The organism is Allobosea sp. GW821-FHT10B12, from assembly GCF_059415545.1.
The window spans coordinates 80626-105893 of sequence record NZ_JBWKNL010000005.1 but is presented as its reverse complement, the minus strand read 5'-3'; the positions used below and the strand labels follow the sequence as shown (position 1 = coordinate 105893).

Here is a 25268-nt window from a genome sequence, read left to right as displayed (position 1 = left end):
AAAAGGTAAAAGTTTCATGAGAGTTACGCGGTAGAGTCGCGCAATCGGCTGAAATGCCGGTCCCGCGGGCCCTGGCGAGGCCTGTCTAGGCCGCGCCGGCGCCGGCGAGCCGCTCCTCGCTTTCCCGCTGATAGACGCGCGAGAGCATGCGGTCCTGTGTCTGGGCAATGCGCTGCAGCTTGGAGATCGCGCTCGGGTGCAGGCGCAGCATGCAGTCGGTCCAGAGCTCGCCGAGATATTCGAGCTCCTCGCGCAGATTGCCGGCCCGGCGGTTGAAAGCCGAGAACAGCGCGGTGCGGGCGGCGTGGATCGGCAGCGAGTCGGCGGCGTATTTGCGGATCCAGTCCTCGCCGGTGCCGGTCGGCACCACCGCTTCCAGCCCACCCGCCGCCAGAAACTCGGCGGCGCTCATCTCCTCGCCGGACTGCAGCATGTGCTCGGCGGCGCGCTGGCCCATCCGGCGCGACAGGAGCCCGACGGCGGTGATCGGGAAATGGTTGAACTTGATCTCGGGGTAGACGAACGAGGCCTGCTCCTCGGCGATCATGATGTTGCATGAGCGCGGCGCGTCGATGCCGCCGCCGATCGCCTTGGCGTGGATCGTCGACAGGGTGACGGCCAGGCCGTTGAGGCCGCTGGCGTTGCGCAGCGCGTCCTCGACCGAGAGGCGCGCGTATTCGGCCAGCGCCGGGCGGTCGTTCTTGGCCAGGCAGTCCAGGTAGAAGTCGAGATCGCCGCCGAGGGTGAAGAACGGTCCGGTGCCGCGGAAGGCGAGGAAGCGTACCGGGGCGTTGTGATACTGCTCGGGCGCGCCCCAGAGATCCATGACGGCCTGCTGCACCTTGCCCAGGCTCTCGAGCAGCTGCAGCGTGAAGACCGGCTTCAGCTCCGGCTTGATCGTGACCCAGAGCAGCCGCAGCTGCGGCTCATAGGCGAGCTGCACTTCCGGCAGGAAGCCGGCCTGATGGCGGATGGCTTCGATCACCTCGCCATTGGCGAGCTCGGCAACGGCCTGCTCGCCCGTCGTCGGTGCATAGCTCTGAAACATCGTCTCGTCTCCGCCTCGTATCGCACCCCTCGACGCCGCCGAGGGTAGAGAAAGTTAATAATCTGTAAACGCAAACCGCTGGAAATGGTTAATTTCGTTAGGCTTTATTCGTTACGCTCGAAGCTGGCTCAGAACTGGAGAACGCATCTGTCGGTTGTCCCGTTGGTGCCGCTGTCGTTGGCGTCGATGCACGCAATGGGCGTGCCAGCATAACACCGGTCGGTCAGGGTTGCCGAGATAGTGAAATTTTTACCAATCGGGCGACGCTTTGCGGCCGCCATGGCTGATTGCCGGGCTCTGATCGCGACAATGCGGTTCCCGCCCCGGTGCGAAGGGCAGAACGCTTGAAACAGGGCTGTCTCAGGCAGGGACTGATTGCGCCGCAGTTGTGCCGCAATCGGTCGCGTTAAGGGGAGGCACTTCCGCTTGTCCAGGTCAGGCCAAGCGGCTAACCATGAACCAACGCCTGTGGCCCACTGCCGCAGACATTCCGACGAGCTGACGCTTTGAGCCGCCAGACCGAAGCCGAGGATGAGAGAAGGGCGCGCCTTGCTGCCGCCCTCCGCGAGAATCTCAAGCGCCGCAAGGCGCAGGCAAGGGCTAGGCGCGCCTCGGATACGGCGGCCGAGGACCAGCTACCGCCCGCCCAGGCCGACTCCCCCCGGTCCTGATTCCCCCTTTCCGGCCGGCATCACTGCCGGTCGTCCTGCAGGACGAGCCCGATGGACCGTATCCGCATCACCGGCGGCCAGCGCCTCAATGGCGTGATCCCGATCTCAGGCGCGAAGAACGCGGCACTGCCGCTGATGATCGCGAGCCTCCTCACCGACGAGACGCTGACGCTGACCAATGTCCCGCGTCTCTCCGACGTCAGTGCGCTCTCGCGCATCCTGTCCAATCACGGCGTCGACCGCTCGGTTGCCGGCAAGCGCGTCGGCCAGAGCGCCGAGACCGGTCAGACCGTCGCGCTGACCGCCCGCCAGATCGTCGATACCTGCGCGCCCTACGAGCTGGTCTCGACCATGCGGGCGAGTTTCTGGGTGATCGCGCCGATCCTGGCCCGCATGGGCGAGGCCAAGGTCTCGCTGCCGGGCGGCTGCGCCATCGGCACGCGCCCGGTCGATCTCCTGCTGATGGCGCTGGAACGCCTCGGCGCCACTATCACCATCGAGGGCGGCTATGCGCTGGCCCGCGCGCCGAAGGGGCTGAAGGGCGCCGAAATCGTCTTCCCGAAGGTGACGGTCGGCGGCACTCACACTGCATTGATGGCCGCCGTCCTGGCCGAGGGCACCACGGTGATCGAGAACGCCGCGCGCGAGCCGGAGGTGGTCGATCTCGCCGTTTGCCTCGAGAAGATGGGCGCGAAGATCGAGGGCGCCGGTACCTCCACCATCACCGTCCGCGGCGTCTCGCGCCTTGGCGGGGCGCATCATGCCGTCCTGCCCGACCGGATCGAGACCGGCACCTATGCCATGGCGGTGGCGATGACCGGCGGCGATGTCCTGCTCGAAGGCGCGCGCGCCGATCTGCTGCAGGCGGCGCTGGACGTGATGAGCCAGGCCGGCGTCGACGTCTCCGAGACCAATGAGGGCATCCGCGTCCGTCGCAACGGCGCCGCGCTGGAGCCGGTCGACGTCACCACCGATCCCTTCCCGGGCTTCCCGACCGATCTCCAGGCCCAGCTCATGGCGCTGATGACCAAGGCCAAGGGCACCTCGCGCATTCGCGAGACGATCTTCGAGAACCGCTTCATGCACGTGCAGGAACTCGCCCGGCTCGGCGCCAAGATCCGGCTCGACGGCGATGCGGCCTATGTCGACGGCGTCGAGAAGCTCACCGGCGCGCCGGTGATGGCGACCGATCTTCGCGCCTCGGTCTCGCTGGTCATCGGCGGCCTCGTCGCCGAGGGCGAGACCATGATCAACCGCGTCTACCATCTCGACCGCGGTTTCGAGGCGCTGGAGGCCAAGCTCGGCCGTTGCGGCGCCCAGGTCGAGCGTATCAGCGGTTGACGATAGGCGACGCCCCCGCCAGATAGGGCCGAGAGCATTTTCGAGCGAAGTGGACCCCGGTTCGCGTGAAGAAAATGCGATAAACCAGAGTCTCTATGTCCGATCCCGCCGCCGAGCCGCTGAAACTGATCGCCCTGGACGCCGACGATCTGTCGGTGATCTCGGCACATCTGCAGGATGCGGTGCTGAAGCGCGGTGATATCGCCTATCTCCCGGCCGAGAAGCGCTTCGCCCTGGCGCTGCGCCGCTTCGACTGGGAGGGCGCAGCCCAGGGCCAGAAGCGCCGGCGGCTTGCCGCGCTCCACTTTGAGCGCGTCACGGCCGCGCGCAGCACCGGGGTCGCGGCCGGAGAGGCTGTGCTCAGCCTGCTCGCGGTCACCTTCGATGAGAGCGACGGTCCGGCCGGGCAGGTGACCCTGCATTTTTCGGACGGTGCCGCCATCCGCCTCGATGTCGAATGCATCGAGGCGCAGATGAAGGATCTCGGTCCGATCTGGGAAGCCGTCGCGACGCCGGCCCACCCGGACGCCGGCTGATCCCCCTTCGGTCAGGATCTCCGATGCCGATCAGGCTTGATGCACGCAATGCCGGTTTCGAGCGGGAATTCACGGCCCTGCTCGCGATGAAGCGCGAGGTTTCGGAGGATGTCGACCAGGTCGCGGCGGCGATCATCGCCGATGTCCGCACCCGCGGCGACGCGGCGCTGATCGACTACACCGAACGCTTCGACAAGCTCGCTTTGACGCCGCAGACATTGCGCGTCACGCAGAGCGAGATCGAGGCAGCGCTCGCCGCCTGCACCCGCGAGCAGCTCGCCGCGCTGGAGACGGCCCGTGCCCGGATCGAAGCCTATCATCTGCGCCAGAAGCCGGCCGATTCCTGGTCGCGCGATGCACTCGGGGTCGAGAGCGGCTGGCGCTGGAGCGCGGTCGAGGCTGTCGGCCTTTATGTGCCGGGCGGCACGGCGAGCTATCCCTCCTCGGTGCTGATGAACGCCGTGCCGGCCAAGGTCGCCGGCGTCGAGCGTCTCGTCATGGTCGCGCCGACGCCGCGCGGCGAGGGCAACCCGCTCGTGCTCGCTGCAGCGAAGCTCGCCGGCATCGACGAGATCTACAAGGTCGGCGGCGCGCAGGCGGTTGCCGCGTTGGCCTATGGCACTGCGACGATCGCCCCCGTGGCCAAGATCGTCGGCCCCGGCAATGCCTATGTCGCCGCCGCCAAGCGCCGCGTCTTCGGCACGGTCGGCATCGACATGATCGCCGGTCCGTCCGAGGTCCTGGTGCTGGCCGATGCGAGCGCCAATCCCGACTGGATCGCCGCCGACCTGCTCGCCCAGGCCGAGCACGACACCGCCGCCCAGTCGATCCTGATCACCGACGATGCCGCGCTGGCGGATGCCGTCGAGCGCGCGGTCGAGGGTCAGCTCAAGACGCTCCCGCGCGCCGAGATCGCAGGGGCGAGCTGGCGCGAGTTCGGTGCCGTCATCCTGGTGGGAGCGCTCGACAATGCGATCCCGCTGGTCGATCGGCTTGCGCCGGAGCATCTCGAGATCATCGCCGACGGTGCCGAGGGCCTGGCGGCGCGCATCCGCAATGCCGGCGCGATCTTCCTGGGCGGGTATACGCCCGAGGCGATCGGCGACTATGTCGGCGGTTCGAACCATGTCCTGCCGACGGCCCGTTCGGCCCGCTTCTCCTCGGGCCTCGGCGTGCCCGATTTCATGAAGCGTACCTCCCTGCTGAAATGCGATCCTGAAGCGCTGCGGGCGCTCGCCGGCGCCGCGACCGAACTTGCCGAGGCCGAGGGCTTGCAGGCTCACGCACGTTCCGTGACGATCCGGCTCAACGGCTGACATCGGCGCGGCGATTCTGCGCCGACATCTGCCTGCGCCGGAGGGGACATGTCGGAACGCAACCATCTGGTCGCCGTCACGCTCGACGAAGCCTCGCTCGGGCGCGGCAGCGCCGACCAGGAGCATGAGCGCGCCGTCGCGATCTACGACCTGATCGAGCGCAACCACTTCGCTCTGCCGGATTTCGACGGCGGGCCCTATGCCGTTCATCTCGCTCTGGTCGAGCGCCGCCTCGCCTTCGAGGTCAGGAGCGCAGAGGGTGCACCGGTCGTCACCCATCACCTCTCGCTGACCCCGCTCAAGCGCATCATCAAGGACTACGAGCTGGTCTGCGACAGCTACTACGCCGCCATCCGCACCGCGACGCCCTCGCAGATCGAGGCGATCGACATGGGCCGACGCGGCCTGCACGACGAAGCGGCCGTGCTGCTGGTCGAGCGGTTGGCGAACAAGGTCGAGATCGACCGCGAGACGGCCCGCCGGCTCTTCACCCTGATCTACGCGCTGCACTGGAAGGGCTGAGCGTTTGGAGCCGCCCGTACCGCGCAAGCTCCAGAGCGTGCTGTTCATGTGCGCGTACAATGCGGTGCGCTCGCCGATGGCCGAGGCCATGGCCAAGCACTTCTTCGGCAAATCGGTCTATGTCCAGTCTGCCGGAGCGCGCAAGGGCGAGGTCGACTCCTTCGCTTTGGAGGTTCTCGACGAGATCGGCATCGATGCGCGCAAGCACAGGCCCAAATCGCTCGAAGAGCTCGAGGAGTGGGAAGGCCTCAACTTCGACCTGATCGTCTCGCTCTCGCCTGAGGCGCACCACAAGGCCCTCGACCTGACCCGCACGGTCGCCGCCGAGGTCGAGTACTGGCCGACGCCTGATCCGACGATCGTTCAAGGTTCGCGAGAGCAGGTGCTCGACGCCTATCGTTCCGTCCGCGACGGGCTGATGCAGCGCATCAAGGTGCGGCTGCGGTCCTGATATCCGCTACTGGATCAGCACCGCGCCGCCGCAGCGCACGCCGCTGACCCAGCTGTCGGCCTGCCCCAGCCCGATACCGAGCGTGTTGAGCAGGCTCGTCAGGACCTGGTCGAGCGGTGCCGCGGCGCCGGCGATGACGTTGGAAACGGCGCCATCGAGCCCGGGCAGGGGAAGCCCGAGCCCCAGCAGCTCGACGCGCAGCTGGAGGTCGCCGACCAGCCGTGACAGCAGGCTCGCCACGAAGTTCTGGGTCGAGGTCGTCTTCTTGTCGACGCGCTGGATCTCGGCATAGCTGAAGCTGACCGGGGTTTCGCTGGTGTTGCTGATCGTGACATGGGCCCGGCCTGTGACTTTGGCGAGGCCGAGCAGGTCGAGCAGCGTCGCGGCCGGCGGGTTCGGCCTCGTGCTGAAATTGCTGAACTCGGCATTGGAGACCTGCCCGATCCAGGCATCCACCACGGCCGGCGTCACGCCGAGCGTCACCCGCGCGCTAGTGATGTCGCCGGCGCCGCAGGAGACCGAGCTCAGGCGGGCTGTCGCTGCGGCGAGTTCCAGGTAGAGCGGCAGCTTGACCAGCGAGGCCTGGCCGCTGCCGACGAGGGTGAGTGTCAGCAGCAGGCGCGTCTGGGCGGTGTGGACGGTTGCGCCAGTACGGCCGACGCGCACGAGGCTGGTCCCGACCGGGCGCTCGCCGATGCCGAGCTTCAGCGAGACCGAGGCGAGGCCGGGCACATTGACCGCAAGACCGAGATCGAGCTGGCGCGCGCCATTGGCGATCTGGGCCGTGGCTGAAACGAGGTCGAGCGCCGACAGCGACGCCTTGAGCGGTATCTCCTCGTTCAGCTGGCGGCCGCCATAGGTGCCGAACGAGACGAGGCCCTGCAGGTTGAGGCGCTGGCCCGAGCCGGCGGTGGCCGCCGCCAGACGGCCCAGTGCTGCGATTGCGTCGCTGCCCGCGCCCTGGTCGCGTGCCGCATCCTGGGCAGCCAGGATGACATCTCCGATGCGGACATTGGCGCGGACGACCTCATCGAAGGTCAATGCGGAGATCGCGGCGCGCGTCGCCAGCCGCTTGGCGAAGCCGAACAGGTCGATCCGGGCACGCGCCAGCCCCTCATAGTCCATGACCGAGAGCGACAGGCTCGTGCCGAGCAGGCCACCGAGCAGGCCGTTGAGAGCGCCGCCCTCCACCCGGGCCAGCCGTGAGCCGATGGCGAAGGAGGCCTGGGCGTCCTGGGCGGCGGTGGCCCGCGTCAGGATGGCGACGTCGCCGGTTGGGGTGGTGTTGGGCAGCACGGCACCGGCCGTGAGCACACGGCCCAGGATCATTGGCGTCGTTGCGCGCATCTCGATTCGGGCGGCATTGGCCGTGGCCACGGAACTTGGCCGGAAGCGCGCCTCGGGCGCGATACTCGCGTCGGGTGTATAGGTTCCGGCCTGGACCGTCTCGATCGCGGCCGGATCAAAGCCGTTCCGGCCGGCACTCGCGCGTGCTGCGTTCGTGGCGCGCTCGAGATCCACCGCTGCGGCGAGTGCGGCGAGATCCGTCGCCGTCTGCTGCCGCCGCTTCTGGTAGTAGAAGCTGCCGACATCGACCGCCATCGCTCCGAAGCCGAAGAGGACGATCGAGGCGCCTGCAAACACGATGGACGACAAGCCGCGGCGGTCGGCGAAGAAGTCCCGGATCAGGCTCATTGTGGCAGCCCCCCTTCCAGGCCCGCGCAGAGCGGGTGTTAGTAGCCACCGCGCTGGACGACGGCGCGGCGCTCGACCACAGGCATCGGCAGCGCGACGATCGAGCCGAGCCGATTGAAGATGCTGTCCGAGTAGTCGTAGACGACCGTGACCTCGAAGCTCGGTGCCGGCGCTCCGAAGGCAGTCGTCCGCACAGTCAGCTTGCTCGGGTTGAGGAAGGCGTATGAGCCGACGCTGCGCGTGACGAAGGCGCGCGCCAGCCGTTCGCGTTCGGCGTCATCGAGGCCCGCGACGGAGGCACGGGCCGCTTCCGCAGCGAGCTGCTGAACGCCGTTATACACGCTGAAGGTGTATCCATAGCCGATGATGCCGAACAGAAGAAGCATCAGTATCGGCGCGATGAAGGCAAATTCCACGGCAGTAGCGCCGGAGAGATCAGTCCGCAGGCGATGAATGAACGAGCGCATGGCATGTCCACTCCACGGATGTAACAACTATAGAGTGTGGACCTCGGGCCTTTACGAAACGTAAAAGGCATTCCCGAAACCGGGGGCTATGGTGGGAATGGAGTTGGCTGATTAATCGAAATTTAAGCGAGACGGCCCAGGAGCTTCACTGAGGGCAACGTTGCGTTAGCCAAGCCGAGAGTCGAACTGGATGGGGCCGACCGCAACACTGACCGCTCCCCGCTTTGCGCGGCTCCGGTGGTGGCGCGACATTGGTTTGATCGCGGGATTGGCCATCTGCTCCGGCTTCATCGCCCTCGCGAGCCTGCCCGGGCCGGTAGCCGGTCCGTCAGCTCCGTTGGCGGCCATCTTTCCGCCCTGGATCTCCGGGGAGGAGGCAGTGGCGCGCAGCCTGGCGGCCGGCGGCAGGATCCTGCGGCAAGGGGCTGTCCCCTTCGTCGTCGTTCTCGCTCCGGAAACCGCGGAAAGGCCGGTCGGCGCCCTGCTGGTGCTGCGCCTTGACGGGCTGGCCGGTTGCATCATCTCACCAGAGGCCGAAGCGAGCAGCCTATGACTTTGACTTTGCCCGGCCTTCGCGATCTCGTCGCGCGCTGCCTCATCGGCCTTGCCTTCCTTCATGTCCCCCTGCTGGCGCTGGCATCGCTGGCCCAGACTGGCGATGGGCTGATACCCGCGCTCGGCGCCCTGATGCTGGCGCTCGCTGCGCTGATTGCCTATCGCAGCGTCGGTGCGACGATCACGGCGCAATGTGCGATCGCGGTCGCCCTGATCGGTCAGGTCTCGATCCTGGTCGCGGTCTTCTCGGGGCATCCCTGGCAGCCCGACATGCACATGTACTACTTTGCCGTGCTGGCGCTGCTCGCCGGCTTCTGCGACTGGCGGCCGATCATCCTGGGCGCGGCGCTCACGGCGGCGCATCATCTGGTTCTGCAGTTCGTCCTGCCCGCCGCCGTCTTCTACCAGGGCGGCAACCTGCTGCGGGTCCTGCTGCACGCGGTCATCGTGGTGGTCGAGACCGCTTTCCTCGCGGTGATCGCGGTGATGACCGCACGCATCTTCGCGCAGACGGAGGCCAATCTGCACCGCGCCGAAGAGGTTGCCGAGCGTGAGCGCCTGGCGAGCGAGCGTGAGCGGGCCCTCGCCGACGACGCGGAAGCGCGCGCCCAGCGCCTGCGTGCCATGGTCGCGAACTTCCGCGACGAGATGGACGGCGCCATGGCTATTCTCGACAAGGCGTCCGAGGCGATGCAGGTCGACGCTCGCGGCCTCACCGGCGCGTCCGAACGGGCGCGGCACCAGATCGCGCTCGTCTCGCGCAGTTCGAACGAGATGACGACCAGCATTGAGCAGACTGCGGCCGCCAGCCAGGAGCTCGCCTCCTCGATCGCCGAGATTGGCCGCAACGTCTCGCAGACCGCCGACAGCTCGCAATCGGCGGCAAAGCTGGCGCGGGTCGCCAGTACGGAGATCGAGGCGCTGGCGCGCACCGGCGAAAGTGTCGGGGCAGTGGTCGAGATCATCCGCGGCATTGCCGCACAGACCAGCATGCTGGCACTGAATGCGACCATCGAAGCGGCGCGGGCCGGCGCCATGGGTAAGGGCTTTGCCGTTGTCGCCAGCGAGGTGAAGACGCTCTCGGCCCAGACCGCGAGTGCGACCGACGAGGTGGCGCGCTCGATCGAGGCGATCCAGACCGCCTCGCAGCGCTCGCTCAAGTCGATCCGCGAGATCGTCGCGGCGATCGGCGAGGTCGAGACCGTCTCGGTTGCCATCGCCTATGCGGTCGGGGAGCAGGACCGTGCCACGGCGGAGATCGCCAAGGAGGTCCAGATCTCCTCCGACGGCGTCAGCCGCAGCGCCCAGAGCCTGCAGAGCTTCGAGACGGTGACGGAGCGCACCTATGCCGCGGCCGGCAGCCTGCAGAGCTCCTCGGATGATCTGGCGAGCCAGGCGCAGCGCATCCGCCGCGAGGTCGCCGAGTTCTGCGAACGGGTCGCCGCCGCCTAGAGCATCTTCGAGCGAAGTGGGTACCGGTTCGCGTGAAGAAAATGCGACAAACCGGCAGCTCTTACTGCCAGGCGCGGCCGGGACCGATCGCGCCGAGCTTCAGCCAATCTCCGAGCGTCGCCGCAATGTCGGCGAAGCTCTCGCGGCGCCCGATCGATGTGGCTGCCACGTCCGGTCCAAAGGCCAGGATCGGCACATGCTCGCGCGTATGGTCTGAGCCCGGCCAGCTCGGATCGTTGCCATGGTCGGCGGTGATGACGGCGAGGTCGCCTGGCCGCAGCAGGGCCTCGAGCCTGGGCAGATCGCGATCGAAGGCTTCCAGTGCGGCCGCATAGCCGGGAATATCGCGGCGATGGCCGTATTCGGTGTCGAAGTCGACGAGGTTGACGAAGCAGAAGCCGCCATCCGGCAGCTGCTCGAACGCCTCCAACGCCGCTGCCCACATGGCGGCATTGCCGAAGGGTTTGATCTCCTGGCCGGTGTTCCGGTGGGCGAAGATGTCGCCGATCTTGCCGACGGTGACGACGGGCCGGCCTTTGGCCGCGAGCCGGTCGAGGATGGTCTCGTCCGGCGGCGGGATCGCGAAGTCCTTGCGGTTGCCGGTGCGGGTGAAGCCGGTCTCCGTCGTTCCCACGAAAGGCCGGGCGATGACGCGGCCGATCCGCAGCGGGTCGACCAGCACCCGGACCTTCCTGCAGAGCGCATAGAGCCGCTCCAGGCCGAAATGCTCCTCATGCGCCGCGATCTGCAGCACCGAGTCGACCGAGGTGTAGCAGATCGGCTTGCCGGTCCGGATATGCTCCTCGGCAAGTTCGTCGATCACTGCAGTGCCCGAGGCATGTTTGTTGCCGAGGATGCCGGGCAGGGCGCCTTCGCGGATGATCGCCTCAATCAGATCGGGCGGGAACGTGTTCTCCAGCGCGGTGAAATAGCCCCATTTGAACGGCACCGGGCAGCCGGCGATCTCCCAGTGGCCGGAGGGAGTGTCTTTGCCCTGGCTGACCTCGACACCGTAGCCGTATTGGCCCTGCGGCGCGTCCGGCCGCGTCACGCCGGCGAGCGGCTTACCCGTCGAGGCCTCGCAGGCATGGCTGAGGCCGAGTCGGGCGAGGTTGGGGGTGTGCAGCGGACCGCGGCGTAGGCCCTCGCGGTCGCCGCGTCCCTCGGCGCAAGCTTCAGCGATATGGCCGAGCGTATCGGAGCCCTCGTCGCCATAGGCGACCGCATCCTCGGCGCCGCCGCAGCCGACGGAATCGAGCACGATCAGGATGGCGCGCGCCATCAGTCGCGCACCGCGGCGCTGTTCGCCGGTTCGAGGTTGAGGGCGGCGGCGAGCAGCGCCTGCGTATAGGCCTCGCGCGGGCGCTGGAAGATCTCCTCCGCCGGCCCTTCCTCGACCACCTTGCCGTTCTGCATCACCACCACCCGGTGCGACAGTGCCCTGACCACTTTGAGGTCGTGGCTGATGAAGAGATAGCCGAGCTTGCGCCGGACCTGCAGCCCGCGCAGCACCTCGACGATCTGCACCTGGACGGACATGTCGAGCGCCGAGGTCGGCTCGTCGAGCACGACGAATTTCGGATCGAGCGCCATGGCGCGGGCGATCGCGATGCGCTGGCGCTGGCCACCCGAGAATTCGTGCGGATAGCGGTCCATGGTCGCAGGATCCAAGCCCACATCGGCGAGCGCTTGCGCCACGATCTCGCGCTGGCGCTGATAGCTCAGCCCCTTCTGCTGGACGCTCAAGCCCTCGGCGACGATGTCGGCGACCGACATGCGCGGCGAGAGCGAGCCATAGGGGTCCTGGAAGACGACCTGCAGATCCTTGCGCTTCGGCCGGACGGCCTTGCTCTTCAGCCCGTCGATCCGGTCGCCGAGGAAGACGATCGGCCCCTCCGAGGCGATCAGTTTGAGGATGGCGAGGCCGAGTGTGGTCTTGCCCGAGCCGGATTCGCCGACGATGCCGAGCGTCTCGCCTTCGCGCACCTTGACCGAGATGCCGTCGACCGCCTTCACATGGCTGGTCGTTCGGCGCAGCAGCCCGGTCTTGATCGGGAACCAGACCTTGACCGGCCCGGCCTCCAGCAGGATCGGCGCACCCTCCGGCACCGGCTCCGGCCGGCCCTTCGGTTCGGCCGCGAGCAGGCGCTGCGTATAGGCGTGCTGTGGAGCGCCGAAGATCTCGGCGACCGGGCCTTGTTCGACGATCTTGCCCTTCAGCATCACGCAGACCCTGTCGGCGATGCGCCGGACGATGCCGAGATCATGGGTGATGAACAGGATCGCCATGCCGAGCCGTGCCTGCAGCTCCTTGAGCAGCGTCAGGATCTGCGCCTGCACGGTGACGTCGAGCGCCGTGGTCGGCTCGTCCGCGATCAGGAGGTCGGGCTCGTTGGCGAGCGCCATCGCGATCATCACGCGCTGGCGCTGGCCGCCGGAGAGCTGGTGCGGATAGGCGTCGAGCCGGCTTGCCGCATCGCGGATGCCGACCAGGGACAGCAGTTCGAGCGTCCGCTCGCGCGCCTTCTCGCCGCGCAGGCCCTTGTGCAGTTCGAGGATCTCGCCGATCTGCCGCGCAATGGTGTGCAGCGGGTTGAGCGAGGTCATCGGTTCCTGGAACACCATGGTGATGTCGTTGCCGCGGACCTTGCGCATCGCGTCCTCGTCGGCGGCGATCAGGTCCTGGCCGTTGAACAGCACCTTGCCGGAGGGATGATACGCCGCCGGGTAGTTCAGGAGCTTCAGGATCGACAGCGCCGAGACCGATTTGCCCGAACCGGATTCGCCGACCAGCGCCAGCGTCTCGCCCTTGGCGATCTCGAACGAGACCTTGTCGACCGCGAGCGTCTCCTGCCCGCCCTGGCGGAAGGCGACGGAGAGGTCATGGACGGAGAGGAGGGGGGCGCTCACGCGAAGGTCTTCCTCGGATCGAAGGCATCGCGGACGGCTTCGCCGATGAAGATCAACAGCGACAGCATCAGCGCGATCACGAAGAAGCCGGAAAGACCGAGCCAGGGCGCCTGCAGGTTCGCCTTGCCCTGCGCCAGTAGTTCGCCGAGCGAGGGCGAGCCCGGTGGCAGGCCGAAGCCGAGGAAGTCGAGCGAGGTCAGCGTGGTGATCGAGCCGTTGAGGATGAAGGGCAGGAAGGTCAGCGTCGCCACCATGGCGTTGGGTAAGAGGTGCTTGACCATGATCGCCCGGTTGGAGAGGCCGAGCGCGCGCGCCGCCCGGACATACTCGAAATTGCGTGCCCGCAGGAATTCGGCGCGGACGACGCCGACCAGCGCCACCCAGGAGAACAATAGCAGGATGCCGAGCAGCACGAAGAAGCCGGGCGTGATGATCGCGGCGACGATGATTAGCAGGTACAGCGCCGGGATCGAGGTCCAGATCTCGATGACGCGCTGGAAGATCAGGTCGGTCCAGCCGCCGAAATAGCCCTGGATCGCCCCCGCCGCGATGCCGATCACCGAGGAGATCGAAGCCAGGATCAACCCGAACAGCACGGAGATGCGGAAGCCGTAGATCAGCCGTGCCACCACATCGCGGCCCTGGTCGTCGGTGCCGAGCCAGTTCCATTCGAGCTCGCGGCAGGTCATGCCGCCGGTTCGCTCGGCGATTCCGCGGCACTGCTCGTCCTTCAGCATCCAGGTCGGCGGGGCAGGGGCCGGCACCGGCAGGTCGAGATTATGCGTGCGGTACGAATAGCGGATCGGCGGCCACAGCGCCCAGCCATTCGCCGCGATCTCCCTGGCGATGGTCGGGTCGCGATAATCGGTGGTGGCGAGGAAGCCGCCGAATTTCTCCTCGGGATAGTTCACCGCGACCGGGAACAGCGTCTCGCCCTTGTAGCGGACGATCAGCGGCCGGTCGTTGGCGATGAACTCGGCGAAGAGCGAGAGCACGAACAGCGCCAGGAAGATCCAGAACGACCACCAGCCGCGCTTGTTGGCCTTGAAGCTGTCGAGACGGCGCCGGTTGATCGGCGAGAGCTTGAGCCAGCCCTGTTTCATCTGCGGGGGAGCGGCAGCAGGTGCGGCGGAGCGCAAGGCCGGCGGCGGTGCGTCGAGAAGCGTGTCGCTCACCTCAGGCCTCCCGCGATTCGAAGTCGATGCGCGGGTCGACCCAGGCATAGGTCAGGTCGGTGATCAGGTGCACGAGGAGGCCGATCAGCGAGAAGATGTAGAGATTGGCGAAGACGACGGGGTAGTCGCGATTGACGATAGCCTCGAAGGACAGGAGCCCGAGCCCGTCGAGCGAGAAGATCGTCTCGATCAGCAGCGATCCCGCGAAGAGCGCATGCACGAAGGCGCCGGGGAAACCGGCGATGACGATGAGCATCGCGTTGCGGAAGACATGGCCGTAGAGCACGCCACGCTCCGACAGCCCCTTCATTCGCGCCGTCAGCACGTACTGCTTCCTGATCTCGTCGAGGAAGGAGTTCTTGGTCAGCAGCGTCGAGGTCGCGAAGGCGCCCAGCGCCATCGCCAGTACCGGCAGGGCGATGTGCCAGAGATAGTCACCGATCTTGCCGAGCAGGCTGAGCTGCGCCCAGTTTTCCGAGGTCAGGCCGCGCAGGGGGAAGATCTGCCAGAACGAGCCGCCGGCGAAGAGCACGATCAGCAGGATCGCGAACAGGAAGCTCGGAATGGCGTAGCCGATGATCACGACCGCGCTGGTCCAGGTGTCGAAGCGCGAGCCGTCCTTGACCGCCTTGCGGATGCCGAGCGGGATCGAGATCGCATAGGAGAGCAGGGTCATCCACAGCCCGAGCGTGATCGAGACCGGCAGCTTCTCCTTGATCAACTGCAGCACCGGCGCATCGCGGAAATAGCTGCGGCCGAAATCGAAGGTCGCATAGTCCTTGAGCATCTTGAGGAAGCGCTCATGCGCCGGCTTGTCGAAGCCGAACTGCTTTTCCAGCTCCTTGATGAAGGCCGGGTCGAGCCCCTGCGCGCCGCGATAGGCCGAGCCTGAATCCATCGCCTGCGCCCCGGCATCGCCGCCCGAGCCGCCGCCGACGCGCTCGGCCGCGCCGCTATTGGGATTGTTGAGCTGCGAGATGATCCGCTCGACCGGCCCGCCCGGGGCGAACTGCACGATGACGAAGGAGATCAGCAGAATGCCGAACAGGGTCGGCACCATCAGCGCCAGACGCCGGGCGATGTAATTCAGCATTCCAGCTTATGCCTTCCCGATCCGCTTTGCTTTTTCCGGATCGTACCACCAGGTTCCCGGCGCTCCGGAGCCGTATTTCGGTTTGGTCTGCGGGCGCTCATACATGTCCCAATAAGCCAGCCATTCGCTGGCGTTCCACCACATCGGGATCCAGTAGCGTCCGGCGCGCAGCAGCCTGTCGAGGCATTTGGCCGCCACCACGACGTCGGCGTAACTTTCGGCCTTGCCGACCTTTTCGATCATCGCGTCGATCGCGGGATCGGCGATGCCGCCGACATTGCGCGAGCCGCGTGTCTTGGCCGCTTCGGAGCCGTAGAGGATGCGCATCGTATCGCTCGGGATGACGCTGCCGGTCATCGCCCGGCTGATCATGTCGAAGTCGAACTCGTCGAGCCGGCGCTGGTATTGCGCGCCGTCGACGATGCGCGAGGTCGCGTTGATGCCGAGCCGCTTGAGATTGGCCTGGAAGGGCTGGGTGTGCGGCTGCAGCGAGGGCGTCGAATCGAGGAACTCGATTTCGAAGGGCTGGCCGTTCGGCAGTTTCAGCACATTGCCGTCGCGCTTGCAGCCGGCGGCGCGCAGCATCTCGTCGGCGCGGCGCAGCAAGGCGCGGTCGCTGCCCGAGCCGTCCGAAACCGGCGGCAGATAGGGCTCTCCGAAGACTTCGTCCGGCACCTTGCCGCGGAACGGCTCCAGCAGCGCGAGCTCTTCCGGCGAGGGCTTGCCCTCTGCCTTCGAATCCGAGTTCTCGAAATAGGAGGTCGCCCGCGAGAAGGACGAGAACATGATGTTCTTGTTGGTCCACTCGAAGTCGAAGGCGAGGCCGAGCGCCTCGCGGATGCGCGGATCGGTGAACTTCTCGCGGCGCAGATTGTAGATCCAGCCCTGCGAGCCGATCGGCTCGGTCTTCGGCAGGGCCTCCTTCTTGACCTTGCCCTCCTTGATCGCCGGGAAATCGTAGCCCGTTGCCCAGATGCGCGAAGTGAATTCCTCCTGGAAGGTGATCACGCCGCTCTTGAAGGCCTCGAACGCCACCTGCCGGTCGCGGAAATACTCCCAGCGCACGCGGTCGAAATTGTTCTGGCCGACATTCACCGGCAGGTCTTTGGCCCAGTAGTCCGGCACCCGGTCGAACTCGATGAAGCGGCCCTGCTCGAAGCGGCCGACCTTGTAGGCGCCCGAGCCGAGCGGCGGCTCCAGTGTCGAGGCCTCGAAATTGCGGGTCGACCAGTACTTCTCCGAGAAGACCGGCAGGCCGGAGACGACAAGATGCAGGTCGCGGTCGCGCTTCGGCGAGAGCTTGACCACGAGGAGGTCGTCGCTCTCGGCAACTGCCGATACCATCTCGGCGAGGATCAGCCGGTAGGTCGGATGGCCCTTGCTCTTGAGCAGGTTGAACGAGAAGGCGGCATCGCCAGCAGTGACGCGCGAACCGTCATGGAATTTCGCCTCCGGCCGCAGGCGGAAACGGTAAGTCAGCTTGTCCTGCGAGACCGCGACGCTTTTCGCCAGCAAGCCGTAGACCGTGTTGGGCTCGTCAGCCGAGCCGTACATCAGGCTGTCGAAGCAGGCGTCCATGCCGGCGGCGCCGTCGCCCTGCAGCACGAAGGTATTGAGCGTGTTGAAGGTGTCGAAGCTCTGATTGCCGCCGGCGCGCTTGATCTGGATGGTGATCGAGCCGCCCTTCGGCGCCTTCGGGTTGACATAGGCGAAATGCGGGAAGTCCGGCGGCAGCGCCAGTTCGCCGAAGGTCGAGAGGCCGTGGACCTCGTTCTCCTGCGCGAGCGCCGTCGTGAGCGAGCCCGGCAGCGCGGCCGCGCCTGCGAGCGCGCCGCCGCCTTCGAGCAGCCTGCGGCGGGTGATCCGGATCGCCATGCGAAGCCCCTTGCGATTCGTTGTCGATTATGTCGTCAAGCCCGGCCAAAGCCAGAGCAACCGGCATTCCCCGTCATGGTGACGGCAATTGCATGGCGCCGACAAGCAAAAGCCGGGCTTGCGCCCGGCTTGCGAGGTCACGTTGCTGCGAAAGGCGCCGCTGGCTCAGGGCTTCGGCAGCGGCTTGGGCGAATCGGCGAGGCTGTTGAGATAGGCGACGACGTCGGCGCGGGCTTCGGGCCGGCTGATGCCGGCGAAGGCCATGATCGTGCCCGGCACATAGGCCTTCGGGTTCTTCAGGAAATGGTCGAGCGCGTCGGCGTCCCAGCTCTTGTCGCCGCGGCCCTTCATCGCGGCCGAATAGCCGAAGCCGGCGACCGAGCCCTCGTTGCGGCCATAGACGTCATAGAGATGCGGACCGACCTTGTTGGCGCCGCCCTTCTCGAAGGTGTGGCAGGCCTTGCAGGCGGCGACGGCCTTCTCGCCCTTGGCCACGTCGGCCTTGGCGAGGCGCACGGCGATCGGTTCCTCGGCCGCTGCCGCGGCACCTGCGCCGCCGGCCGCAGCCGCCGGCTCAAGGCTCGGCAGGTCGTAGCCCGGCACAGCCGGCTTCTTCGGGGCGAAGACGATGCCGGCGGTCATGTTCAGGGCCATCACGACGAGCAGGGTCGAGAGACCCGCGCCAGCGATCTTGTTCAGTTCGATATTCATCGTCTCTCACAACCCCCGGCCCGCCCGTCGGCGAAGCAAGACAGCGCTGCGGCCGGACCCTCGCAGGCACCGGCACGTCAGCGCTGCTTAACCGCTTTGCGCGCTGCATTGCAACTCGTATAAGCACGCACCGCTTTGAGACCTTTTGCCGCCCTGCGAGCTTTCCCCAGCCAATGCCCAATCCGCTGATCCTGATCCCGGCCCGCATGCAGGCGACGCGCCTGCCGGGCAAGCCGCTGGCCGACATCCTGGGCGAGCCGATGATCGTCCGTGTCTGGCGCCGCGCCATCGAGGCGCGCATCGGCGAGGTCGTGGTCGCGACCGATGACGAGCGCATCCTGGCGGCGATCGAGCAGGCCGGCGGCCGGGCGGTGATGACCAGCCCGGCGCACCAGACCGGTTCCGACCGGATCAAGGAGGCCGCCGACATCGTCGACCCCGAGGGCCGGCACGATATCATCGTCAACGTCCAGGGCGACTTCCCCACCTTGGCGCCGACTGCGATCGCGGCAGCGATCGAGCCGCTGGCCGATCCGGCCGTCGACATCGCGACGCTTGCCGGGGAGATCACCGACGAGGAGGAGAAGACGGCGCCGAGCGTGGTCAAGCTGATCGGCAGCGAGGTTTCTCCCGGCCGGATGCGGGCGCTCTACTTCACCCGTGCGACCGCGCCTTATGGCGATGGCCCGCTCTATCACCATGTCGGCCTCTATGCTTACCGCCGCCGCGCGCTCGACCGCTTCGTCTCGCTGCCGCAGTCGCCGCTCGAACTGCGCGAGAAGCTCGAGCAGCTGCGGGCGCTCGAGGACGGCATGCGCATCGACGCCATGATCATCGATCACGTCCCGCGCGGCGTCGACACGCCCCCTGATCTGGACCGCGCCCGCGCGTTCCTGACTTCCAGCGCCGGAGCCTGAAGACCAAAATGTCAGTCGTCGTTTCCTATCAGGGCGAGCCCGGAGCCTTCTCCTCGCAGGCCGCCCTCCAGGTTTTCCCGGATTGCGAACTCCTGCCTTGCCGGACCTTCGAGGACGCGCTCGCTGCGGTCTCGGACGGCGCCGCCCGCTACGGCATGATCCCGATCGACAATTCGATCGCCGGTCGCGTCGCTGATATCCATCATCTGCTGCCGCGCTCCGGCCTGCACATCATCGGCGAGCACTTCCTGCCGATCCGCTTCCATCTGATGGCGGTCGAGGGCGCGACGCTGGCGACCCTGAAGACCGTGCAAAGCCACATCCACGCGCTCGGTCAGTGCCGCAAGATCATCCGCAAGCTCGGCCTCAAGGCCGAGGTCGCGGCCGACACCGCCGGCTCCGCAAGGCAGGTGGCCGAGGCCGGCGATCCGACGCGCGCCGCGATCGCGCCGCATATCGCCGCCGAGGTCTACGGCCTCAAGATTCTGATGGAGGATATCGAGGACGAGAAGCACAACACCACGCGCTTCGTCGTGCTCTCGAAATATCCGGAGTTCGCCCGCCAGGGCTCGGCCAAGACGGTCACCACGCTGATCTTCCAGGTCCGCAACCTGCCGGCGGCGCTCTACAAGGCGCTTGGTGGCTTCGCCACCAACGGCATCAACATGACCAAGCTCGAGAGCTACATGGTCGACGGCCATTTCTCGGCGACGATGTTCTACAGCGATGTCGAGGGCCATCCTGACGACCCGGCGCTGAAGCGGGCGCTCGACGAGCTCGCCTTCTTCTCCAAGGAGCTGAAGATCCTCGGCGTCTACCCCGCCCACGAATTCCGCGACAGCTTCCCCGAGCCGGGGGAGTAGCACGCTTCCTTCTCCCCTCGGGGGAGAAGGTGCCGGCAGGCGGATGAGGGCGGTTCGACCGGGTGAGACAAGCGCAGGTAGCACCTGACGTCCCTCATCCGTCTCGGCTTCGCCGAGCCACCTTCTTCCCCGAGGGGAGAAGGTAATCCGGTGCTTCACCAGGGGCGTGGCCCCTCCATCGTCGAGACATGGGCCGAGACCACTTTCCAGCCCAGATCCGGGAAACGCACCCAGGTCTGGCTCTGGCGGCCGATGATCTCGCGCCCGCGCACCTTGAACTCCAGGTTCACCGTGGCGAAGTCGCGGCCGAGCGTCAGGATTTCCAGACGGATCCGCTTCTCCTTGATGCCCGGGCCCGGCGGGCGGGCGACGCGATGGGCATGGATTTCGTCGAAGCCGTAGCCGTTCTCGCCGAGCGCGTAGCGGATCGTGTGGGGGCTGTTCCAGAACGAGCCGTCGAGCACATCGACATCCTTGTCGATCAGCGCCTGCTCATAGCGCTCGAACAGGGCGCTGATCTCGGCGACGACATCGGGCAGGTTCGGGGTCTGGTCGCTCACGAGAGGGCCTCCATGGCTTGGGCGACGGTGATCAGGCTGGCGTCGGTGCCGCGTCCGCCGATGATCGAGAGACCGACCGGCGCGCCGTTCACGGTGGCGCCGGGCAGGTTGAGCTGGGGCGAGCCGGTGAGGCCGCCCTGGGCGCAGAGGCAGGTGATGCGGTCGCGCAAGGGCTGCAGCTCCGGTGTCGGCAGGCCGCGCAGCGGCGCCGGGAATGGCGTCGTCGGCAGGCAGAGGATCGTGCCGGGCGGTAGCAGATAGTGTAGCCGCGCCCGCGCTTCCTCGCGCATCAGCGCTGCCCAGTTGCGCTCGCTCGCAGGAACCTGCGAGCCGGCGATCAACCCGGCAGCGACGCTGAAGGCCATGCGCGGATTATGCCGCTCGATCCAGGGCCTGAAGGTCTGCCAGGCCTCGACCGGCTGCAGGCTGCGCTGTGCCCGCGCCCAGACCGAAAGCCCTTGCGGCGCCATGATCTCCTCGCGTGCCGGGCCGATGATCCGCTCCAGCTTCCGCATCATCGGCTGCAGGGCCGCGGCGACCTCGGGATCGGCGAAGCCGAAGGCATCGACCGCGATCAGGAGCCTGGTCGGCAGCGGGCCCGGCGCTTCGCCGAGCAGCACGGCGCCGACCTTCGCGAAGGTCCCGGCGTCGCGGGCGAACCAACCGGCGGTGTCCGAGCTCGGCGCTTGCGGCATCAGCCCGGTGACGTCGAGCCGGCCATGCGTCGGCCGGATGCCGTAGATCCCGCAAAAACTCGACGGCACCCGCATGGAGCCGCCAGTATCGGTGCCCAGCGCGATATCGCAGAGCCCGGCGGCGACGGCTGCCGCCGAGCCCGAGGAGGAGCCGCCGGGCACGCGCTCGGGAGCGGCGCTGTTGATCGGCGTGCCGTCGAAGGCGTTCTCGCCGAGAATGCCGAGCGAAACCTCGTCGGTGATGGTCTTGCCGACGCAATGGGCCCCGGCATCCAGCAAGGTCTGCACCGCCCAGGCATGGCGCGTCGGAACGGGGTTCGCCTTGGCCCAGTCATGATTGCCGCCACCGGTCGGCAGGCCGGCGACATCGAACAGGTCCTTGACCGCGAAGCTCAGCCCCGAGAGCGGTCCGCCCGGATGGCCGGCGATATGGGCGCGCGGCCCGGGGACGAAGGCGTTGACCGGGTCCGTCATCCAGGGCTCCGCAAAGAGGTCTTCGTCAGGATGAGGCGAGGCGCGTCAGGGCTCCTCGCCGTCGACTGCCCACGCCTTCAGGATGGTGTTGGCGATCGCCATATGCGGCGGGCAGAACAGCTCGGCGGGGTGCTTGCCCTCCAGCATCTGCAGCGCCTCGGCGCGGCTGAACCAGCGGCCGGCTTCAAGCTCGGTGCCGTCGAGCACGATGTCGTCGTTCAGCGCCTCGGCGATGCAGCCGATCATCAGCGAACCCGGGAAGGGCCAGGGCTGCGAGGCGATGTAGCGCACGGTGCCGGTACGCAGGCCCGCTTCCTCCCAGGTCTCGCGGCGGACCGCATCCTCGAAGGTCTCGCCCGGCTCGACGAAGCCGGCGATGCAGGAATACATGCCGGGCGCAAAGCGCGCCTGGCGCGCCATGAGGCACTTGTCCCCGCGCACCGCCAGCATGATCACGACCGGATCGGTGCGCGGGAAGTGCTGGGCGCCGCAGGCCTCGCATTGCCGCTTCCAACCTGCCGAGCCGAGCTTGGTCGGCGCGCCGCACTGGGCGCAGCAGCGATGGCGGGCATGCCAGTCGAGCAGGGCCTTGGCCTCGCCGAGCGGGCCGAGTTCCTCCTTCGGCACCAGCCGCTTCAGCGCGACGCTGCGCAGATCGGTGACGACGAGTACCGCCTGCTCGCGCAGGCCGTCGAGCAGTTCGCGGTCGATCAGCCGGCCGAAGCGCGGCGCACCCTCGGGATCGAGCCCGAGGAAGACCTCTTCCTGTGCCGGGCCCAGGCCATCGGCGCCGCTCTCGTCGAACCAGACGCTCTGGCTCTCGGCGCCCGTCCGCAGCAGGATCGGGGTCTCGCCGGCGACGACGGTGAAGCGCGCACCGCCGCGTGCCCGCAAGTCCGCGACCTCGTCCGGACGGTCGCGCAGATCGGCACGTCGGTCGAGCGAGCTGGTGGCGAAGCCGGTCTGGGCTGAGCGTTCTTTGCGGCGGGAGGCGTCGTTCATGCCTCCCGTCCTACTCCCCTTTCGTCCCGACCGGAACGGGTCGAAAGCAGAATTATACGTATACGAATGTTCGCCGGCAGCGGAGCCGCCTGCTCACTCCTTCCCACGCCCGCGCAGGAGGTGGATGATGCCGGAGAAGTCGGTGCCGCCTTCGCCCCAGGCGTTGTGCATGCCGTAAACCTGCGCCGCCGCAGCGCCGAGCGGGGTGGAGGCGCCGGCGGCCTGCGCCGCCTCCTGGGCGAGCTTAAGGTCCTTCAGCATCAGCGCGGAGGCGAAGCCGGGCTTGTAGTCGTTGTTGGCCGGCGAGGTCGGCACCGGGCCCGGCACCGGGCAATAGGTCGTCAGCGACCAGCACTGGCCCGAGGAGGTCGAGGCGACGTCGAACAGCGCCTGATGCGACAGACCGAGCTTCTCGGCCAGCACGAAGGCTTCCGAGACGCCGATCATCGAGATGCCGAGGATCATGTTGTTGCAGATCTTCGCCGCCTGGCCGTTGCCGGCGTCGCCGCAATGCACGACCTTCTTGCCCATCGCCGACAGGACCGGCTCGCCGTGCTTGAAAGCGTCCGCGCTGCCGCCGACCATGAAGGTCAGGGTCGCGCCCTGGGCGCCGCCGACGCCGCCGGAAACCGGCGCGTCGAGCGAGAGGCAGCCGCGCTCGGCGGCGAGCGCATGGGCCTTGCGGGCGCTCTCGACATCGATGGTCGAGGAGTCGATCAGCAGCGTGCCCGGCTTCACCGCGGGGAGGATGTCGGCCCAGACGCCCAGTACATGCTTGCCGGCCGGCAGCATGGTGACGACGATCTCGGCTTCAGCGACCGCTTCCTTGGCCGAAGAGGCGATGCCGACGCCGAGCGCGGCAGCCGCATCCTTCGAGGCCTGGGAGAGGTCGAAGGCGGAGACCTTGTGCCCGGCCTTGACCAGGTTGCCGGCCATCGGCCCGCCCATATTGCCGAGCCCGATGAAGGCGATGGTGCTCATGGTCGTGTCCTTCCCGCTATCGTTGGCGTCATGCTCGGGCCTGACCCGAGCATCTCTTTCAGGAGATTCTCGGGTCTGCGCTTCGCTTCGCCCGAGAATGACGGCTTCTCGTCAATTTCCCTTGGCCCGCCCGACCAGCGAGCGCGCCACGATCATCCGCATCACCTCGTTGGTCCCTTCCAGGATCTGGTGGACCCTCAGGTCACGGACGATCTTCTCGATGCCGTAATCGGCGAGATAGCCATAGCCGCCATGGATCTGCAGTGCCTGGTTGGCGACCTCGAAGCCGGTGTCGGTGGCGACGCGCTTGGCCATGGCGCAGAGCTTGGTTGCATCCGGCGTCTTCTCGTCGAGCGCCGCCGCGGCGCGCCAGAGGAAGGTGCGGGCTGCTTCCAGTTCGATCGCCATGTCGGCGAGCTTGAATTGCAGCGCCTGGAAATCGGCGATGCGCGAGCCGAAGGCCTTGCGCTCCTGGGCATAGGCCAGCGCCTTGTCGAGCGCGCCCTGCGCTCCGCCGATCGAGCAGGCGCCGATATTGAGCCGCCCACCATCGAGCCCGGCCATGGCGATCTTGAAGCCGATGCCTTCCGGGCCGATCCGGTTGGCGACGGGCACGCGGCAGTTCTCGAAGATCACGGCGCGCGTTGGCTGGGCGTTCCAGCCCATCTTCTTCTCATTGGCGCCGAAGGAGAGGCCGGGTGTATCTTTCTCGACCACGATGGTCGAGATACCGGAGGGACCGGCCTCGCCGGTGCGGACCATCACCACATAGACGTCGGAGACGCCGGCGCCGGAGATGAACTGCTTCTGGCCGTCGAGCACGTAATGGTCGCCGTCGAGCACCGCCCTGGTCTTCAAGGCGGCAGCGTCGGAACCGGCGCCCGGCTCGGTCAGGCAATAGCTCGCCAGATGCTCCATGGTGCAGAGCTTCGGCAGGAACTTATGGCGCTGCTCGTCCGACCCGTAGCGGTCGATCATCCAGGCGCACATATTGTGGATCGAGATATAGGCGGCGACCGTCGGGCAGGCGGTCGAGAGCGCCTCGAAGATCAGCGTCGCGTCGAGCCTGGTCAGGCCGGAGCCGCCGACATCCTCGGCGATATAGACCCCGCCCATGCCGAGCGCGGCGGCCTGGCGCATTTCCTCGACCGGGAAATGCTTTTCCTCGTCCCAGCGCACAGCGTGCGGCGCCAGGGTTTCGGCAGCGAAACCCTGGGCCATGTCGCGGATAGCGATCTGGTCTTCGGTGAGGGAGAAGGCGCTCATGGCTTCCAGTCCGCGCTATGGATCAGCCTAGAGGCGATCGCAGTCGAGGCGAATTTCCGGATCATGCGCTGGTCGGCCGAAACGAGCACCGTATCGAGCTGCCGGGCCAGGGCGATGTAGTAGCAATCATAGACGGAGTGGTCGAATTCCAGGGCCATCGACCACGCCATCTCGGTAATGTCGGCCATTGGAAAATAGCCTGCCATGATCTTGTCGATCGTCGCGACCATTGCCATGGCCTGCTCGCGATCGAGCTCCTTCTTGCGGATATGGACCAGCGCCGTGTTCCGTACTTCCGCGAGGAAGAGATCGGGGGCGACGAGCGGCTGGTCCGTTGCCGGTAGTGGATAGGTCGATGCGGTCGTGGACGCTGGAATGAACCAGCGCAGGGCCGCGCTCGCATCGATGACGATCATCGTCCTTCGCGCTCGTCGCGAAGGATATCTTCCGGCGGCGTCGCTGGCTTGATCGGGCCATATTGGCGCCTGAACTCTTCGATCAGCGAGATTTTCTCGCTGCCGGAGAGTGGCGCGGCCGCTCGCAGAGTGTCGCGGACGAAGGCCTCGAACGGAACGCCCGCAAGGCGCGCCTTGACCTTCAGCCCGGCGATCACGTGATCTTCGATGCTGCGGACGACGAACTGACCCATGGTTCAACTCCCTCGTCGATATCATCACTGATATCATCGAGGG

General features: G+C 67.1%; 25 protein-coding genes. 9 read left to right on the top strand and 16 right to left on the bottom strand.

The annotated features are described in order from the left end of the window. Nucleotides 1-85: 85 nt before the first annotated feature. The gene (locus AC07O0_RS18145; RefSeq protein WP_494625087.1) at nt 86-1048 is read right to left on the bottom strand and encodes an enoyl-CoA hydratase-related protein; all 963 of its coding nucleotides are present in this window, start codon (nt 1046-1048) and stop codon (nt 86-88) included. A gap of 722 nt (nt 1049-1770) precedes the next feature. Between AC07O0_RS18145 and murA the strand changes: the two genes are divergently transcribed. The 5 genes from murA (at nt 1771) to AC07O0_RS18120 (ending at nt 5885) form a co-directional block, all read left to right on the top strand. Further along, a complete protein-coding gene (gene murA / locus AC07O0_RS18140; protein WP_494625086.1) occupies nt 1771-3060 on the top strand; it encodes a UDP-N-acetylglucosamine 1-carboxyvinyltransferase in 1290 nt (429 codons plus the stop codon). 95 nt (nt 3061-3155) lie between these two features. Further along, entirely contained in the window at nt 3156-3596 is a 441-nt protein-coding gene (locus AC07O0_RS18135; RefSeq protein WP_494625085.1) for a DUF2948 family protein, read from the top strand. A gap of 23 nt (nt 3597-3619) precedes the next feature. After that, nucleotides 3620-4912, top strand: a complete 1293-nt coding sequence (gene hisD / locus AC07O0_RS18130; protein ID WP_494625084.1) for a histidinol dehydrogenase — start codon at nt 3620-3622, stop codon at nt 4910-4912. A 48-nt stretch (nt 4913-4960) separates the two neighbouring features. Further along, complete coding sequence (locus AC07O0_RS18125) at nt 4961-5434, top strand: UPF0262 family protein (RefSeq protein ID WP_494625083.1); 474 nt, start codon at nt 4961-4963, stop codon at nt 5432-5434. A 46-nt stretch (nt 5435-5480) separates the two neighbouring features. Further along, a complete protein-coding gene (locus tag AC07O0_RS18120) occupies nt 5481-5885 on the top strand; it encodes an arsenate reductase/protein-tyrosine-phosphatase family protein (protein ID WP_494625082.1) in 405 nt (134 codons plus the stop codon). A gap of 6 nt (nt 5886-5891) precedes the next feature. Here AC07O0_RS18120 and AC07O0_RS18115 read toward each other — a convergent pair whose 3' ends face one another. Then, nucleotides 5892-7580: a pilus assembly protein TadG-related protein gene (locus tag AC07O0_RS18115; protein ID WP_494625081.1), complete on the bottom strand. Its 1689-nt coding sequence runs from the start codon at nt 7578-7580 to the stop codon at nt 5892-5894. Between the two features lie 38 nt (nt 7581-7618). Beyond that, nucleotides 7619-8047: a TadE/TadG family type IV pilus assembly protein gene (locus tag AC07O0_RS18110; protein ID WP_494625080.1), complete on the bottom strand. Its 429-nt coding sequence runs from the start codon at nt 8045-8047 to the stop codon at nt 7619-7621. A gap of 190 nt (nt 8048-8237) precedes the next feature. On the opposite strand from AC07O0_RS18110, the gene AC07O0_RS18105 reads away from it, so the two are divergent. Then, complete coding sequence (locus AC07O0_RS18105) at nt 8238-8600, top strand: hypothetical protein (protein ID WP_494625079.1); 363 nt, start codon at nt 8238-8240, stop codon at nt 8598-8600. Beyond that, nucleotides 8597-10054, top strand: coding sequence for a methyl-accepting chemotaxis protein (locus AC07O0_RS18100; protein WP_494625078.1), 1458 nt, complete (start codon nt 8597-8599; stop codon nt 10052-10054). The genes AC07O0_RS18105 and AC07O0_RS18100 overlap by 4 nt, the downstream gene beginning before the upstream one ends. Before the next feature lie 61 nt (nt 10055-10115). On the opposite strand, the gene AC07O0_RS18095 is transcribed toward AC07O0_RS18100, so the two are convergent. From AC07O0_RS18095 to AC07O0_RS18070, 6 genes are all read right to left on the bottom strand, one after another. Continuing rightward, nucleotides 10116-11336, bottom strand: coding sequence for a phosphopentomutase (locus tag AC07O0_RS18095; protein WP_494625077.1), 1221 nt, complete (start codon nt 11334-11336; stop codon nt 10116-10118). Beyond that, nucleotides 11336-12964: an ABC transporter ATP-binding protein gene (locus tag AC07O0_RS18090; protein WP_494625076.1), complete on the bottom strand. Its 1629-nt coding sequence runs from the start codon at nt 12962-12964 to the stop codon at nt 11336-11338. Before AC07O0_RS18090 ends, AC07O0_RS18095 begins: the two co-directional genes overlap by 1 nt. Continuing rightward, nucleotides 12961-14067, bottom strand: coding sequence for an ABC transporter permease (locus tag AC07O0_RS18085; RefSeq protein WP_494625449.1), 1107 nt, complete (start codon nt 14065-14067; stop codon nt 12961-12963). The genes AC07O0_RS18090 and AC07O0_RS18085 overlap by 4 nt, the downstream gene beginning before the upstream one ends. Nucleotides 14068-14140: 73 nt before the next feature. Beyond that, nucleotides 14141-15232: a microcin C ABC transporter permease YejB gene (locus AC07O0_RS18080; protein ID WP_494625075.1), complete on the bottom strand. Its 1092-nt coding sequence runs from the start codon at nt 15230-15232 to the stop codon at nt 14141-14143. A 6-nt stretch (nt 15233-15238) separates the two neighbouring features. After that, on the bottom strand, nt 15239-17107 hold the full coding sequence (locus AC07O0_RS18075) for an extracellular solute-binding protein (protein ID WP_494625074.1): 1869 nt from the start codon (nt 17105-17107) through the stop codon (nt 15239-15241). Between the two features lie 165 nt (nt 17108-17272). Then, complete coding sequence (locus tag AC07O0_RS18070) at nt 17273-17818, bottom strand: c-type cytochrome (protein WP_494625073.1); 546 nt, start codon at nt 17816-17818, stop codon at nt 17273-17275. Between the two features lie 173 nt (nt 17819-17991). Here AC07O0_RS18070 and AC07O0_RS18065 point away from each other — a divergent pair, with 173 nt between their 5' ends. Both AC07O0_RS18065 and AC07O0_RS18060 read left to right on the top strand, forming a co-directional pair. Then, nucleotides 17992-18735: a 3-deoxy-manno-octulosonate cytidylyltransferase gene (locus AC07O0_RS18065; RefSeq protein WP_494625072.1), complete on the top strand. Its 744-nt coding sequence runs from the start codon at nt 17992-17994 to the stop codon at nt 18733-18735. Between the two features lie 8 nt (nt 18736-18743). Further along, nucleotides 18744-19598 carry a prephenate dehydratase gene (locus tag AC07O0_RS18060; protein WP_494625071.1) on the top strand — a complete coding sequence of 285 codons (855 nt, stop codon included), beginning with the start codon at nt 18744-18746 and terminating at the stop codon, nt 19596-19598. A gap of 155 nt (nt 19599-19753) precedes the next feature. Here AC07O0_RS18060 and hpxZ read toward each other — a convergent pair whose 3' ends face one another. The 7 genes from hpxZ to AC07O0_RS18025 all read right to left on the bottom strand — a co-directional run bounded on the left by hpxZ (nt 19754) and on the right by AC07O0_RS18025 (nt 25225). Next, nucleotides 19754-20158: an oxalurate catabolism protein HpxZ gene (gene hpxZ, locus AC07O0_RS18055; protein ID WP_494625070.1), complete on the bottom strand. Its 405-nt coding sequence runs from the start codon at nt 20156-20158 to the stop codon at nt 19754-19756. Continuing rightward, entirely contained in the window at nt 20155-21327 is a 1173-nt protein-coding gene (locus tag AC07O0_RS18050; protein ID WP_494625069.1) for an amidase, read from the bottom strand. The genes hpxZ and AC07O0_RS18050 overlap by 4 nt, the downstream gene beginning before the upstream one ends. A 45-nt stretch (nt 21328-21372) precedes the next feature. Continuing rightward, complete coding sequence (gene nudC, locus AC07O0_RS18045; RefSeq protein ID WP_494625068.1) at nt 21373-22329, bottom strand: NAD(+) diphosphatase; 957 nt, start codon at nt 22327-22329, stop codon at nt 21373-21375. Nucleotides 22330-22422: 93 nt separating this feature from the next. Continuing rightward, nucleotides 22423-23409 carry a 3-hydroxyisobutyrate dehydrogenase gene (gene mmsB, locus AC07O0_RS18040; RefSeq protein WP_494625448.1) on the bottom strand — a complete coding sequence of 329 codons (987 nt, stop codon included), beginning with the start codon at nt 23407-23409 and terminating at the stop codon, nt 22423-22425. 12 nt (nt 23410-23421) lie between these two features. Next, nucleotides 23422-24576, bottom strand: a complete 1155-nt coding sequence (locus AC07O0_RS18035; protein ID WP_494625067.1) for an isobutyryl-CoA dehydrogenase — start codon at nt 24574-24576, stop codon at nt 23422-23424. Then, nucleotides 24573-24992: a type II toxin-antitoxin system VapC family toxin gene (locus AC07O0_RS18030; protein WP_494625066.1), complete on the bottom strand. Its 420-nt coding sequence runs from the start codon at nt 24990-24992 to the stop codon at nt 24573-24575. The genes AC07O0_RS18035 and AC07O0_RS18030 overlap by 4 nt, the downstream gene beginning before the upstream one ends. Then, a complete protein-coding gene (locus tag AC07O0_RS18025) occupies nt 24989-25225 on the bottom strand; it encodes a hypothetical protein (protein WP_494625065.1) in 237 nt (78 codons plus the stop codon). The genes AC07O0_RS18030 and AC07O0_RS18025 overlap by 4 nt, the downstream gene beginning before the upstream one ends. Nucleotides 25226-25268 lie beyond the last annotated feature (43 nt).